Source organism: Wujia chipingensis (genome assembly GCF_014337155.1).
Lineage (GTDB): Bacteria > Bacillota > Clostridia > Lachnospirales > Lachnospiraceae > Coprococcus_C > Coprococcus_C hominis.
The window spans coordinates 202,233-218,353 of sequence record NZ_CP060632.1 but is presented as its reverse complement, the minus strand read 5'-3'; the positions used below and the strand labels follow the sequence as shown (position 1 = coordinate 218,353).

Below are 16,121 nucleotides of genomic sequence, written 5' to 3'. Positions count from 1 at the left end.
CTCCAACCTATACCGATCCCTTTCTCTTCAACACCGTAAATACGGTCTTTATCAGTATCTTAATATCCAAACTAATACTAAAATTCATAATATATTCGTTATCCAATCGAACTACTTCTTCAAAATCCGTAATTTCGCTACGCCCGGATACCTGCCACATACCTGTAAGTCCTGGTTTCATAGCAAGTCGACTCTTATGGTGCTGATCATACTGATTATATTCATCCACCGTTGGCGGTCTTGTTCCAACCAAACTCATATCGCCCTTGAATATGTTGATAAACTGCGGAAACTCATCAATACTTGTCTTCCGCATAAACCTGCCGATTGGTGTTACACGCGGATCATCATCCATCTTGAACATCAAACCGGACATTTTATTCTGTGCCATAAGTTCTTTCTTCCGTTCTTCTGCATCCATATACATAGATCGGAATTTATAAATCTTAAACCGTCTTCCATTCTTTCCAACACGTTCCTGTTTGAAAAAGATTGGACCCGGTGACTGTATAAAGATAATCGGCGCAAATATGACAAATAATATTGCCGTAATCGCCATCCCTATAATAGATACTCCAATATCCATCAATCGTTTAATAACCTTTTGTTTGAATGACATGATATTAATACTTGTTGTAATTACCGTATAATGACTAATATTCTCTACAGCCGCATTCGGAGTTCCCGGAAGAATATTATTGATACTTACGTGTACTACAACACCCATCGCGAGAAATCGTTTGGTGATTTCTGCAACGCCTTCTCCATCATACTCTAAAAATATCTCATCAATAATATTGGATTTTACATATTCATACATTCCTCCAGCATCTGCAACAACATCAATACCATCGATTTTCTGACCGGTCATATCCTTATCCAGAATAACGATTCCATGGATCAGGTAATTTCGATATCCACTTTCTGCCAACCCTTTTACCAGGCTTTGCGCATGTGCATGATTCGTAACAATAAGCATCTGTCCTTTTCCGCGCTCTTTGTCCTCATTGGAATATAATACTTTCTTTCTCACAAGACGTACAATATACATGGTAATTGTGTCAATGACCACAAACAACGCAAACAATATTCGAGAATACACCGAAGATTGTTTCGCAAAGAACAATATAAACAAAATCACTGCAAACATCTCTGCATTATGAATGACTACTTTTTTCAATTCCTGTATGGCATTCCGCATTAAAATTCCAGAATACCCTTCCGAAATAAACATGATGGATAAATGTATTAAAATAACCATAATATTCATCATTGTATATTCCCCTGGTGTGGAATTCACAAGCCTTCCAAGCCTGATATAATATGCCAACCAGTAAGACACCTCTATACAGATAAGATCCAATATGATGAAATCCAAATGTTTACTTCTGCTCGTAAATTTATTTTGCATGTTGTATCATCCCTTTTAATTTTTCCCATCCTTTGACACTGGCTGCCTTTTCCTGCACAATCGCAGCATCTGCCTGAATGGTATAATCAAACTCTATCAAATAGGTGTGTTCCTTCATGTTTTTAATATAAATCTGTGGATCGCCCTGTTCCATCACATACGCACGTTTGTCAAACCGGTATCCATTTGTCCGATACTCTAATTCATAAGATGCATTTTCCGTATATCCAACTGCCTTCTGAATATATACAACACACGGAATCTCACCCGGATCAATCCTTAAATTCCGCAAAGCATCAGGCAGCTTTCTTTGCAAATGAAACTCACCTTTTTCATCTGGATAAATACGGATGATATCACTTTCTGCTTCCGAATATCCTTTTCCCGTATCATAATACAGTTGAACCTGATTTGTTCCATTTTCATTTCCCTTAATTGCTTCTTCGAGATCCAGATTCATGACATACTGTCCCATTGTTCCATACAATGCATATAAATCGCTCCGATCTCTGTAGCAGTATTGCTGCAAAAAATGCAGTTCCATCTGCCGGTAAGCGGATACATTCTCAGGTGTAACTCCAAGCATCCGATTCATCTCTGTTTCATCAATGCTCGCACGGTTTGCATAATTCTCCAAATATACTTTACCCGCACGCCAAAGTAAAAAATCCACAGGAACCGGGAAGTCAAAGGTCCACTCATAATCAATCACTATCCATGTATTCCCCTGTACCATAATGTTGGAAAATATTAAATCAATATCTACCCCTTTGGAAAAAGGTACAGATACCGGAAGTGTTATTTCCCCGAACGCCTTTTGATATTGTTCTATTTCGTCCTGACTTCTTTCTCCACATACTGACTGTTCACTCAAATATACTTGCCGGATTTCGGAAGCATACTGTTTTACTAACTCCGCAAATCCATCCTTGTCATCATTTGCCAGACATGCATCTAATACAGCCTCTAGTGTATCTCCATCTATATATTCAAATTCGATATATGCATCTGTAAGGTTTGCCCGATTTGCACACAAACGGCTCCCTGCAAACTCTTTTTTCAACAATGCATATACCTCATTCATATGTTCAATATGCGGACGTGCCAATCTTGTATCTGCATATTTCCGCACAACGCGGCTTCCGTCCTCCCGACAAACAATATCGGTACGAATCGCGTAGTCTGGATGACGTTGATTCGAATATTTTGTATAAATTAATCGCTCCATCCTACACTCCTTTGGCTACAATCAAAAATGAGTTTGAGAACTCTGGAAACATTTCTGCTCTAATCAATTCTCCATACACTTTATTTTCGTCAAACAATCGTACACGATTCCGATCGAAATTCCGATGATTTACATTCAGTTCATTCTCATGTGGCAGATATTCATCCGAAAAGATCTTTTCAGGCAGCTTATAATCCGGGTATGGATAATAAAAAGTATGCTCAGAAAAACCAGCCTGTTCCAACATATGGGCTAACTCGTTTTTAGAAAATGTCCGCACATAACTATCTTTTGCATACCCTTCAATTCCGCCAAAAAATGTTGCTATATGATCTTCCCGGCATCCTGCCCAATATTTCAATCCAAATTTATTTTCTATCGCAAGAATAAGTCGCCCATCTTTGGTTAAATGCTTCTTGATAATTTCTAAAAATTCTGCATATGGCTGTTCACTATTGATATAACTACATGCATATTCAAATACACCAATCAACGTGATTACATCATATTTCTTCTCCAGATGTTGTTCCACTTCCTGGAAATTACCAACTTTAATTGTGATATTATCTGCTTCCTGATGCCGATACGCGTTAATCAGCGAACGTTTCATAGAAAGTTCCACCGCATCTACATTTTTTGCCATACGAGCAAGTACACCAGTAATTGCTCCACAACCTGCTCCTATCTCCAACACACTGTCTTCTTTTGTAATCGGCATGGATTGTACAATATTCTCCCTGACATTTGAAAAATGATACAAAATCGCCCAGGATTTTCGCTCTGCTATCACACGATTATACTCAGAAACCGGAACATTTTTTGCTATATCCAGCATTTCATCTTCAATTTCGCCGTCACTGTACAAATCCTTGCCAGGATAGTATGTGTCATCAATTGTTATGGAACCTATTTTCTGCATATATTCGTCCCTTCATAAGTCTGAACTGTAATCTTCGAGTTCATATCGTAATATCCAACTGTATTTTTATCTGACACGACTGTGATATTGCATACATCATATAAACGATGATATACCGTGAAATCCGTGCCATTATAACCAGTACAACCAAGCGAAAGAAGATACTCGCCTCCCTGCAGATTCATATCCTGCTCAAAAGATATCTCCATAATGGGGCCAACCTCAAAATCAGTCTTTTCAAACATCGTATTTGTACCGGTAATTTCTGTTCCCTTTGGATCTTTGATGGATAATGCAAATATCGGATACTCAATTGGCGCATGCATCTGCACCTTCATACGCACTGTGAAAGGTTTTCCTTTTTCAATCGTATTGGTAATATTTCCACAGCTATCTACAATCGCATAATCAATAATCTCTGCTTTCTTATCACCATACTCAATGGCATTTTCATTTTGTGAAAGCAAATCCTTCCAGCATTTTGCTTCTTTTACAGATTTTGCTGCCTCCATACTTGGTGCCTTGGCAATATTTTCTGTTTCCTCGTCCACATGTTCCAAATCCAACTGACCAACCAGCACCTTTTTATACATGTCAACCATTTCTTTTGGACGTCCCTCTGCCAGTTTTACTCCCTTATTCAACAGCACAACACGATCACAATATTTACTGATACTGCTCAGGTCATGGCTTACGAACAATATAGTTTTTCCCTGTTCTTTAAATTCCTCAAACTTTTTATAACATTTTGTTTGAAAGAATACATCACCAACAGACAACGCCTCATCTACAATCAAAATTTCCGGATCTATGTTAATCGCTACTGCAAAAGCCAACCGTACAAACATACCGGAAGAATATGTTTTAACCGGCTGATGAATAAACTCTCCAATATCTGCAAATTCCAATATTGAATCCAGCTTTGCATCAATCTCCTTCTTGGTAAAGCCAATCATAGTTCCATTTAAATACACATTCTCAAGTCCTGTGTATTCCATATTAAATCCAGCTCCCAACTCAAGCAATGCAGAAATACGTCCATCGATCTCCACATTACCACTTGTCGGATTCAGAACTCCGGTAATAATCTTGAGAATCGTTGATTTGCCAGAACCATTTGTCCCAATAATTCCAACACATTCCCCTTTTTTAATATCAAAATTAAGATCATGCAATGCATAATGTTCGCGATGCAATACTTTTTTCGTTAAACCCAGGGACTCCCGGAATCGATCGGATGGTTTATCATATAATTTATATAATTTCGTTACATTCTGTACACGAATCGCCGTCTCGCTCATAATTTATCTCTCTTTTTCTTATAACACATCTGCAAAATGCACCTTCAGTCGATTAAACACATTCACACCTATAACAAAGAATAGCAATGTAATAATCCAAAAGGCAAGTGTCCATAACGGCTTCTCCCAAAACCAAATATGATCCAGCAACGCATTTCGAAATCCATCTACAATATAATACATCGGGTTTAATTTAAATACTTTTGCTAAAGTTGGATGGTTCACCAAAATATCCGATATATTCCACATAATTGGAGTCATCCACATTCCAATCTGTAATACAATATTTACAATCTGTGTCAGATCCCGAAAAAAAACAACCACCGCAGATGTAAAATACGCCAATCCTAACACAAGCAGGAAGTTACAAATCATATAATATATAATCTGCAACAAATAAACACTTGGGATATATCCATTGCACCAGCATAAAACAATCGTAAATGCCGTAAATATCACATGTACAAAGATTGCCGACAATACTTTCACCAGCGGTAATATATCGATGTTAAATACAACTTTCTTTACCAGATAGTTGTACTCGATCAATGCATTTGTTCCACCGTTCAACGCCTCTGAAAAAAAGAACCACGGAACAAGTCCTGCCATCAGCCACAGTACAAACGGGTGCCCGCTCGGTCTACCCTGGCGCAATCCCACGGTAAACACAAACCAATACACAACAACTGTGACAATCGGCTGCACAAATGCCCAGATCACACCCAAATAAGAACCTGCAAACCGTGTCTTAAAATCATTCTTCGCCAGATTTCCGATCAATGTCCGATTTTGAACTAATTCGATCGGAAGATTTATAAATTGTCGAAACCGTGAAGTTGTTTTCTTTTCCATGCCTATTTTTTATACTCCTTAATACCACTCCACTTGGTATCCTTCTCTGAGAATGTCAGATCTTCTACCGTCATTCCTTCTGGCATCGGCCATTCTACGCCAATTTCCGGATCAGACCAGAGCAGTCCGCCCTCATCGTTTGGATGATAGAAATCTGTACATTTATAACAAAACTCTGCATGATCGGATAATACGATGAATCCATGCGCAAAGTTCTTTGGAATGAAAAACTGTTTCTTATTCTCTGCAGACAAACGAACGCCAAACCATTTACCAAATGTCTTTGATCCTTCCCGCAGATCCACCGCCACATCAAATACCTCTCCACTTACAACACGCACAAGCTTATCCTGTGGATAATTGATCTGGAAATGCAATCCTCGAAGCACACCTTTCTTAGAGCTGGACTGGTTATCCTGTACAAATGTACAATCAATGCCTGCCGCTGCAAAATCATTATAATTGTAAGTCTCCATAAAATAGCCTCTATCATCGCCAAACACAGAAGGTGTGATTACTTTCAATCCCTCAATCTCTACACCATCTGCTTCACAAGTCTCTACTGTGATTTTTCCAAATTTCTGTTCCATGTCCTTTTCCTTTCATTCAATTATTCAAAATAAAAATATAAAACATGTATATAAAAAATACGCCTTCAAGCAATAATTTCATATTATTTTCATATTACATAATTATTGAAATTGTAGCATATAGCTAGCGAAACTGCAAGTTTTCCATGTGAATACTATAATATAAATTTGTTTGCAAAAAATACGCCATAACTATAAAAATCCTCCCAACATTGCATTGCAACACTGGGAGGATTTGATTTTTCGATTAAATATCTGCTTCCTTCAAATATCTGCTTACTGCATCTGTCCAGACTGGAAGCGGTGTGAATCCATTTTCTACAAGCTTCTTCTTATCCAAACGGCTGTTGTATGGTCTTGCCGCCTTGCTGAGTCCATACTCTGCTGTGGTGACTGGCGTTACCTTCGTAGAAAGTCCATACTGGCGATAGATTTCCACGCAGAAATCATACCATGAGATATAGCCTGTCTTGGCTCCAATTGCGTCAGCGTCCTCTGGAAGCTCTGCATTTGTGGCATGGTAATAACCATATTTTTCGGTCTCGCACATATCTACGAGCAGACGCGCTAAATCGTAGGTATACGTCGGCGTGCCGATCTGATCACAGACCACGCGTACCTCGTCGTGCGTCTTGCCGACATTGATCATCGTCTTGATGAAATTCTTGCCATTTAAACCAAATACCCACGCGATACGGACGATGAAATATTTCTCTAGTATAGAAGAAACTGCCAATTCTCCGTCCAGCTTTGACTGTCCGTAGACATTGAGCGGCTTGTAATCTTTGCAATCTGGCTCCCAAGGCGTCGTGCCCTGTCCATCAAATACATAATCCGTTGAGAGGTACAACATCTTGCAGTCCAGCGCCTTGCACACTTCTGCAATGTTTCTTGTGCCGTCCACATTTACCTTTTTTACGGTCGCCTGCTTGTCCTCATCTTCGGCTGCATCCACGGCTGTCCATGCTGCACAATGAATCACAGCGTCCGGTTTGATCTCCATGATCTGTTTCTTCACGGCTGCCTGATCAGTGATGTCCAGACTTACATATGGCATTGTCGTAACTGCAGACCCATCCTGCACGCCTGCATAGGTCTCTCCGAGATCGGAACCCACGCCTTCGTGTCCTCGTTTGCTCAGCTCATTCATCACATCATGACCAAGCTGTCCATTTACACCCGTTACAAAAAATTTCATTTTTGATATCCTTTCCATTCAAATCTTTTTATATTTTTTCAAAAAATTTGTCCCAATTTTGATTTTCTTTTTCCATTTTAACAACCATCTATGTGTGCGTCAAGCGATGAAAATCGTCATTTTTGACTTAATTTTATTAAGTAAAATTCAAAGTATGCTCTCCAGCGCGTCAATTATGCCAGACCCCTTGTTTTTTTGCTCACTTATGCTACGATGAGGTTGTCCGAGGCAAACACCCTTGGGCAGGAGGAGAGCTGGGGTTATTGATGTTCGAAAGCAATAACTTCAAATGTGTGTTTACATAGAAACCGGACGGAATGGGGAACCGTCCGGTTTTGTATTTATCTTTTATCTTCGCATTGCATCCCCCCTACATCTCGATTATAATATCCTTATATTACTTCGGAAGAAAGCGGGGAGCTACAATTATGAAGATCATCTTTTGCAAATGGGGAAGCATCTGCGAGAAGGGAATCGCAAATGCGTTGCAGCGGTTAGGCATTACAGTTATCACAATGAACCGCAAATTTGAGAGCGTTGATTACGACAAAGGCTATCTCGAAGCGCTGGCGGATCTGATTCAGAAAAATCCAGATGCGTCCTGTGTGTTCTCCGTGAATTTTCAGCCAATCGTAGCGCGGTGTTGCAAGGTGTTTAAACTACCGTATCTGTCCTGGACGGTCGACTGCCCAAGCTTCCAGCTTTATTCAGAGACGATTGCCTATCCGACGAACCGAATCTTTGTCTTAGACCGTATGCAGTGGGAGAAATTCTCTCCAGCCAACCCGGACTGTATCTTCCATCTGCCGATGGGCGCGGATGTTGCAACATGGGACGAAATAAAGGTAACCGCCGAAGATCATCAAAATTACGACTGTGATGTTTCTTTTGTCGGTTCGTTGTACTCTGAGAAAACACGCTACAATTCCATCGAAAAAGATCTGCCGGATGCGATGCGCGGCTATGTCGACGGACTGATTGCCGCCCAGTTAAACGTCTATGGGTACAATCTGTTGGAGGATTCCATCACTGACGAATGGGCGCAGGAATTCAAGAAATATGCCGATTGGGCACCGCTTGGCGAAGACTACGCGGAAGATGTGAAAGGCATCGTTGCCGACACCTATCTCGGCTACAAATGCACCGAGCAGGAACGCATCCGCACCTGCAATGCAATTGGCGCGCATTTTGAGGAATTATGGGAACAAGGGATAAACTATCAATTTGACCTGTGGACGCTGACTGATACCTCACCACTAAAACATGTCCGGTGTCGTGGCGGCGCTGATTCCAACAATATGATGCCGCAGATCATCAAATGCAGCAAAATCAACCTGAACATGACAAACCGCCCGATCAAAACCGGACTGCCACTCCGTATCTTCGATCTCATGGCATGTGGCGGCTTCGTACTGTCGAATTATCAATCTGAAATCCCGGAGATTTTCGTCCCGGACGAAGATATCGTCCTCTATGACAGCATCCCGGATATGCTCGCCAAAATCGACTATTATCTGGAACATGATGATGAGCGGAAACAGATTGCGAAGAATGGATACGAGAAAGTGAAAGAATATCACAGTTACGATGTAAGAATTGTGACCATGTTAAAAACAGCCGGGATTATTTAATCTCGGCTTGTAACCATTATGGATTCCCTAAAACGACTTAACACCTCCGACATCAAATCAGACATATCTCGCGATGATCTGGCTCTCATATTCTGCATCGTGAATATCTTCCACCTGATCTCCCTCGGCAACCTCATTGTTGTACTTTGTCTTTACCTCAGTTTTTCTGCCTTTTCCAGCCAAGAACCATTCATATTCAATATCCACATGACCGATATCTAACGCCTGATATCCTTCAATTGCCAAATCATATGCCAGAACCGTTGCTGTTGGTCCAAGTGCAACCAGCACCAACTTATCCTTGCCTTGCTTTTTGGTTTCTGCAAGCAATTCCTCATATCGATCAAATGCGTGTTCTGCCGGTCCCAAAATTCTTACAATGCTTTTCGCTCCAGCAAACAAATCATTTCCGATGCCTAGACGACTTTTCTCCCCTTCCACAATCACCAGGTTCCGCCCCTGCCATATCTTCTTCAACGCATCAAATCTCTGTTTCGGTGCGTCTGTATTATTATCAAGATAACTGGCATACGGGCGCGTCACATATGCATCGTAATATGTCCGATCCATATCTAACAAATCATAATTCTGCTTGCGCACCTCTTCCGTCAGATATGCCCGGATGTTATATCGACATTCCGTATTATACTTGGATAAATCCCCATAAATATCCGGAATCCCCAATAAAACTTCCTCATTCTCCATATGCAAAACTTCCATAAGCCGTCTGGCAAGCTCCGCATCCGCATGCTGAAACTTCTGCCGGTTTACACCTGCGATTACCGCAAACTCACCATCCCCGAACCGAGCCATAGACTTCCGCTCAGATATGATTTTATCAATTGCTTCCTGACCTGATCGTATCGTTGGCAGCTGCAACTTATCCTGTGTGGCAAGCACTTCGTATTTCAGATTGTCCACAGACAGATTCATAGCATATTGATTCGTCGACAGCTGTGCAATCTGCTGCTTGTACGCATTCGTAAGATTCGAAAGCATCGTCTGCAATTCGCCGACCTTCCGTTCCAGTTCATCTATCTGCATTTTATCTGTCTGTGTTCTACACATGCGCTCTGTAACCTGTTCAGCAAACATTGGCACATCAACACCCGAGATACAAGAAATTCCATACAAATCTGCCATATCCATATATCTTACATTGTCCGTACTACGATTCGTAATATATCCATCTACCTGCCCAAACAAGCTCCGCTCATCTTCAGGATTGGCAACAAATAGATTCACATAGCAATCCACATCCTCATACTTTGAGAAGATATCATCTAATCTCTCTAGCTTTTCCTGCAGATCAGCATCTTCCCTGATATACAGCAAAAGTTCGTAATTCGTATCTGCATAGCTATTTACAAATGCTTCAATCACATTTGGATATGTCGGATAATCCTGTTCAAAATCCGGTATATACAACAATCTCCGATCTGGTCCGGACTTTGTCTTCTCCATTGGAATAATATCCGCCATCGGAATCTGTTGAAGTTCCCGCTGTGCATCCGGCAGAAATGTCTCTATAAAGGTATCTATATCTCCATACAGCAATCCAGCCGCAGCATGTACCTTCTCTGCAGTCCAATTCCACCACCGGATCAGTTCCAGCGCTTCTATTTGTCTCTCTTCAAAACGATAGCCAATTACTTTTGCAGGATTCCCTGACACAATCGCATATGATGGCACATCCTTCACAACAACTGCTCCCGCTGCCACGACAGCGCCATTGCCAATCGTTACCCCGCTCATTATTGTAACATCATCACCGATCCAGCAGTCATTCATAATAACCACCTGACCTTTACGCCTGATTCTCTCTGGTCTGTGATATGGAGCCCCATTAATCCGCCCCTGACAGACACGTCTATAATCGTGATTCATATCCACAATTATCTTAACATCGCCCGCAATTGACGTATAACGTCCAACCTGCAGATTATATATCATGCCGGAATCAAAAACGACCTCTGCCCAGGCTTCTTCAATATAGCTGTCTCTGCCAATCACCAGCACAGGGAAGTTCTTCTGTTCACCCAGAACATCACTCATATATGCTGTATCCGTCTGTACACTATTTTCAGGTATGTTTAACTTTATGCGCATGATTTTCTCCTCACGTACCAGATTATACTAATATTCTATCTCTGTCGAAGCAAGCATCACAGGTTTCTCGTGTAGCGTAAACGCATGTACATACGGAGATGGAGAACCATAATACGCACCACCGTTCATCGCCAGACGCTCTCGATAAGCCGCGAGATCTTCCTGCTCCTGCGGTTTCTCCAACGTACACCATGTCTTGTTTGTCTCTGCATAAGTACGAAGCATTTCTGTTAGCGTCTTAACCCGCTGCAGATCAACCTCCCAGTCCGATAATCGTGGTGGATAGAAGCATATCTGCACCTGTAAATTCTCATGGTTATCTGCAAATATCTGTAGTCTGGATTCCACATGAGCAAGTGCGCGCTTTCCAAGATTGGCAAGCTCAGTTTCTCCGATGCAGTAAAGGATCGTCTTCTGGGATGTACCCTTTCCTGCTTCACTCTGGAATACAAACTCCGATACAGAGATTTTCCGCTCCCAGATTGCCCTGTATGCTTCTCCCGAGAATTCCACCAGACACTCCAGATATCGCTGCCGCATGTTCTCCGACTGCACATAGATCTGATCTGCATACATAAGTGCCGGTGCCGTCACATAATGCTTCATGTTATATCGATCCGTTGTGTCCTCTGCTCCGAATTCCTTCACCTTATACGCCGGAACATAGATCAGATTCTTCGTATACTTCCGAAGATTTCCCGCATAGTATATCGGCGGAATCGTCAGACATGGATTCTCACCATCATACGGATCCTGAATATATATCGTACCCGGTGCCAGAAGTGCCGGATTTACCTTCTGCCATGGCATGAACTGTATATTATCCGCGAATTCTCCGTACAGATTCTGTATATGATCTTGTATACGCATTGTGTTTGCATCTTCCGTGCTCTGCACATACTCCGCATGTCCATAAATATCTTTGAATACTGTCGGTACACAGGCGATATATACATCCGTATCTGCCTTTTGCCGTTCCTCATCACATAGATGTTCATACGCATGCCATTCCCGCATCCCTGTACATATAAATAGCACAGAGCGGCGTGCAATGCAGAATTGCTGTATCTCCGCTTTCATCTTTGTATAGCTGCGAGCAAACGCCTCATACGAAGCACAAACTGTTGCATCTGCATCCGACACATCAGCCGGCTGCTGTCCTATTTTCAGTGTGTCCGGCTCCTGTAACCGGGTATTCAGCTGCTCATACAACGCATACAGTGCATCACAGTATTCCTGTATCTTCGCAACCACGTTCTGCACGCATGGATTTGTTTCCCCACGTACCTCTTCGAGCAATGTGCCAAAGTCTACGACCAATTGCTGTAATTCCGGCAACACCGATAACACATCCCCATACTGCTGCTCCTGCATCTGTGCCGTACAGTTCTCCATCATCTCGTCAAGTACCGATACATATTGTCTGGCAATGTCTGTAAGTGTCTGCTCCTCTACATCTTTTTCCTGCTTACAGGATGACTTCTTATCCACTTCCTTGCACACACGACCTGCGTTGTCACACAACGAATTCTGTGATATGCCATCGAATGCATTTGCATTCCTGCATACATGACCTGTGCTGTCATATAACATCTCTGGCTGGAACGCAAACTCCGGCAGAGGAAAATCCGCTACCGCCTGCAGGTTCTTCCGCTGCCCCTCAAAATACGGATAGTCGTGTCCACCCCAGACCTTCCGTATCGTCATATAATCCCCATAACGATAGCGAAGTGCCGTGTCATAATCTTCAGGCACCGGTATCGTAATCTCTTCAAACGGCAGCCGCACAAGCGTATCATAGCACTTCTTCGGCAATCCCCGATTTCCTTTGAGCACCCACGGAAAGATCTGTGCAACCGCATCCGATTCATCTGCCGGCACCCGCGCCATCTGTAATTCCGCAAGCCGGTACAGGGAAATTCCGAGTTCACGTGCATTCTTTGGCCTCGGCAGCTTCGTCTGGTATTTATTTTCAAGTTCCTGTAAAAACATTTCTCTTACAGAATCCTGCATGCGTCCCTCTATGATCTGATCTGCCACCGCCAGAATATGCTTGATCTCCTCGCAGCGCGCTTTCTCCTGTTCCTCGTCCCTGTACAGATAATCCATCACGAAGATATCAACCGTTGCGATATATGGGAAATTATGATACTTGCGCAAATGCTCTTCTTCAAAACAAATCTGATTACAATTCACCACACGCGACAAAAAGAGCCAGTGATTCTCTTTCGTTGCATAATCGTGAATCGCAAACTCTCCCGGAAGCTCATCCTTCGCCACTTCCTTGAAACGCTCATAATCTTTCCGAAGCATGCCGATATCCATGTCATCATCCCACGGCACAAATCCACCATGGCGCACGGCACCGATCAGCGTCCCCCACTCCGCGAAGTATCGAATATTGTATTTTTTACAGATGCGGTCAATCTCTGCAAGAATCTGAAGCTCTGCCCCCCACGCCTGCTTGATTGCCGTCGGCACGTAAAATCCGTAACGCACCTCATCCTGATAAAATTCTGTGGTTAATTTCATTGCATCCATTTCCTGTAACTACCAAAAAAATCTCGCATCTGAATATTTTTCTATAGAAAAATATTCGTGAAGCAGTTTTTATCTATAGAAAAAGTCGCTTTACTCGTTCACACCCATGATCTTCACATAGTCTTCCGTCTTATCTCGCATGATTGTAAGCCCCTGCATCAGCTGCTCCATCGGAAGTCGGTGTGTAATCAACTTCTCCGGATGCACACGCCCTTCTGCAAGCGCACGCACCACATAATGCCAGTCATCATCCTCACTGCCGGTAAAGGACGAATTCCACGTACCGGATACGCGAAGCTCATTCCGCAAGATTTTCCAATACACCGCTTTCGGAAGCGTCATGTCTGAATATGGATTCCCCACAAATACAATACTGCCACCCGGTGCAGAAAGTTCTACCGCGTGCTGTACCGTCTCGTTTTTCCCGACACACTCAAAGAACAGATCTACTCCGACACCATCCGTCCGTTTCATAAGCCAGGCAGCGGCATCTTCCTTTCTCGAATCGCAGAAATTCTCCTCCGGAATTCCCAGTTCCCCGACATGGAGCTTCTGTGCATCTTTATTTCCGATCACATATAAATCCTTTACACCTGCATCCTTCAGGAACATCGTAAGAAGCAGTCCAATCGTTCCAAGTCCCCAGATAGCAACCCGGCTCTTCGAAATATCCCCCGCCAGCGCCATGCCTTTCCGCATCGCATGTACAGAAACCGCCATTGGCTCCAACATAGCAGCCTGCTCGTAAGTCACGCCCTCCGGCAACTCAAGCAGGTTCTTCTCCGGCACTGCCACATACTCCGCAAAACCGCCATCACACCGGGAGCCAAGATAATTATAATTCCGGCACATCTGGTACTGTTTCTTCTGACACGGTCCGCACGTCCCACACGGAATTAAAGGAAATATACCAACCGGTTTACCCTGCCATTTCGCATCCACATCCGTTCCACACGCACAGACCTGTCCGGAAAACTCGTGTCCGATAATAATCGGATGCACATGCGCCCCTGTCACAAAGGCACGGGGAATATCCGAACCACAGATACCCGCTGCCTTAACCGCAACCAATACTTCATCTGATTTTGGCTGTGGTTTCTCCGTCTCTTCATATGTCATATTGTTTGGGTTATGTAATATCCATGCTTTCATATGTGGGGTCCTCCTTTGTCTACACCAACATCACACGCCCGGTATGCAGAATCTTATAATCCTCCGCATGATGCATAAAATATAATGTCTCCAAATTCTCTCCTAAATAACCAATATAACGATCTGCTCGTTCCCAGCCCTTCGGATCCGACAGTTCTTCTGTCCGCTCCAAGATTGGGAACAGCCATGCACAATAATCACAGAGTACCGTCTCCTTCGCTAGAAGGATATTATAATTGTACATATAATTTCCCTTGAAAATTCGATGATAGGTCTCCATATATTCCGGATGCAGTTCTTCGAGTGCCTGCACCATCGCATCCCAGTCAGATGATTTCACATACCTCTCGTGATGTTCAAAGATATCCGGTTCACACATCGTCGGATATGGTAGCACCACATCCACATCGTGCTCTGCAATGTAGTTCATCTGGTCATCATCGATATCGAGCAGACGCCGGTATTGATATAAGCCGGTATATCGCAGTTGCTCTTGTCCCGCATCTTGAACAGACTTACCGCCATAATCTGTCACATCATACTGCAGCTGATTCTTCCAGATCCAGTAAAGTGCCGTCAGCTCACAATAATTCACATTCTTTGCTGAGATGTTTTCTCCGATATCATCCGTCAGTGCTGCGACTCTCTCATCCGTCAACGCAGCTCCAACCTGAATCGGCTGTACCCACGCAGGAACCGAGTAATCGGTCTGCACCTGCTTGTCCCGGTAAAACTTCGCCATATAGCAATTTGCTTCCGGCAAAGTCTTAGCAAATGTGCGCTCCTTCTCATCCTGTACGGTCACAGAAAGCATCGGTGCTACACCACCCGGCAATACCGGAAACTCGACCTGCTTCGCATAATACGCACCCATCAGCTCCGCTTCCAGCTGCCATGTCATACAGATATGATTGTGAAATCCCTGTTCGTCCAGAAACTCCACGATCTTCTGTTGAATATCCTGTGGAGTCGCGATCAGAATGCAGATTTCTTTGTCTGTCAGCTCCGCAAGCTCATAAACTTTCAGATTGTTCAATATTGATGGGTTTCCGCTTCGGGAAGTTACCACAAATCCCTCCAGATGAATTTCCGGGTGAACTGTCTGAATCGCATGGGAGGCGCCAAGAGCAAGGCTTTTTGCACCGAAGATTATTAACTTGTGGGGGAATTGTATTTCTAACATTTCTAA

12 protein-coding genes are annotated in these 16,121 nt (G+C 42.9%); 1 reads left to right on the top strand and 11 read right to left on the bottom strand.

The features are described from left to right. Nucleotides 1-7 precede the first annotated feature (7 nt). The 7 genes from H9Q76_RS01040 to rfbD all read right to left on the bottom strand — a co-directional run bounded on the left by H9Q76_RS01040 (nucleotide 8) and on the right by rfbD (nucleotide 7,499). Complete coding sequence (locus tag H9Q76_RS01040) at nucleotides 8-1,411, bottom strand: sugar transferase (protein WP_021984824.1); 1,404 nt, start codon at nucleotides 1,409-1,411, stop codon at nucleotides 8-10. Then, nucleotides 1,401-2,639 (bottom strand): hypothetical protein, encoded by a 1,239-nt coding sequence (locus H9Q76_RS01035; RefSeq protein ID WP_249321390.1) that lies wholly within the window; start codon nucleotides 2,637-2,639, stop codon nucleotides 1,401-1,403. Before H9Q76_RS01035 ends, H9Q76_RS01040 begins: the two co-directional genes overlap by 11 nt. A gap of 1 nt (nucleotide 2,640) precedes the next feature. Further along, on the bottom strand, nucleotides 2,641-3,558 hold the full coding sequence (locus H9Q76_RS01030; protein WP_249321389.1) for a class I SAM-dependent methyltransferase: 918 nt from the start codon (nucleotides 3,556-3,558) through the stop codon (nucleotides 2,641-2,643). Continuing rightward, nucleotides 3,546-4,859, bottom strand: coding sequence for an ABC transporter ATP-binding protein (locus tag H9Q76_RS01025; RefSeq protein ID WP_118671231.1), 1,314 nt, complete (start codon nucleotides 4,857-4,859; stop codon nucleotides 3,546-3,548). The genes H9Q76_RS01030 and H9Q76_RS01025 overlap by 13 nt, the downstream gene beginning before the upstream one ends. Before the next feature lie 18 nt (nucleotides 4,860-4,877). Then, nucleotides 4,878-5,711 carry an ABC transporter permease gene (locus tag H9Q76_RS01020; RefSeq protein WP_021984828.1) on the bottom strand — a complete coding sequence of 278 codons (834 nt, stop codon included), beginning with the start codon at nucleotides 5,709-5,711 and terminating at the stop codon, nucleotides 4,878-4,880. A gap of 2 nt (nucleotides 5,712-5,713) precedes the next feature. Further along, nucleotides 5,714-6,301, bottom strand: a complete 588-nt coding sequence (gene rfbC / locus H9Q76_RS01015; protein ID WP_021984829.1) for a dTDP-4-dehydrorhamnose 3,5-epimerase — start codon at nucleotides 6,299-6,301, stop codon at nucleotides 5,714-5,716. Between the two features lie 247 nt (nucleotides 6,302-6,548). After that, entirely contained in the window at nucleotides 6,549-7,499 is a 951-nt protein-coding gene (gene rfbD / locus H9Q76_RS01010) for a dTDP-4-dehydrorhamnose reductase (RefSeq protein ID WP_195541535.1), read from the bottom strand. A 428-nt stretch (nucleotides 7,500-7,927) separates the two neighbouring features. Here rfbD and H9Q76_RS01005 point away from each other — a divergent pair, with 428 nt between their 5' ends. Continuing rightward, entirely contained in the window at nucleotides 7,928-9,130 is a 1,203-nt protein-coding gene (locus H9Q76_RS01005; RefSeq protein WP_182428896.1) for a CgeB family protein, read from the top strand. A gap of 57 nt (nucleotides 9,131-9,187) precedes the next feature. Here H9Q76_RS01005 and H9Q76_RS13755 read toward each other — a convergent pair whose 3' ends face one another. From H9Q76_RS13755 to H9Q76_RS00980, 4 genes are all read right to left on the bottom strand, one after another. Beyond that, entirely contained in the window at nucleotides 9,188-11,239 is a 2,052-nt protein-coding gene (locus tag H9Q76_RS13755) for a GT-D fold domain-containing glycosyltransferase (protein ID WP_283243524.1), read from the bottom strand. Between the two features lie 27 nt (nucleotides 11,240-11,266). Next, complete coding sequence (locus tag H9Q76_RS00990) at nucleotides 11,267-13,771, bottom strand: LicD family protein (RefSeq protein WP_249321388.1); 2,505 nt, start codon at nucleotides 13,769-13,771, stop codon at nucleotides 11,267-11,269. Nucleotides 13,772-13,870: 99 nt separating this feature from the next. Next, nucleotides 13,871-14,932, bottom strand: a complete 1,062-nt coding sequence (locus tag H9Q76_RS00985) for a galactitol-1-phosphate 5-dehydrogenase (RefSeq protein ID WP_249321387.1) — start codon at nucleotides 14,930-14,932, stop codon at nucleotides 13,871-13,873. A gap of 19 nt (nucleotides 14,933-14,951) precedes the next feature. Beyond that, the gene (locus H9Q76_RS00980) at nucleotides 14,952-16,115 is read right to left on the bottom strand and encodes a DUF4422 domain-containing protein (protein ID WP_249321386.1); all 1,164 of its coding nucleotides are present in this window, start codon (nucleotides 16,113-16,115) and stop codon (nucleotides 14,952-14,954) included. Nucleotides 16,116-16,121: the final 6 nt, after the last annotated feature.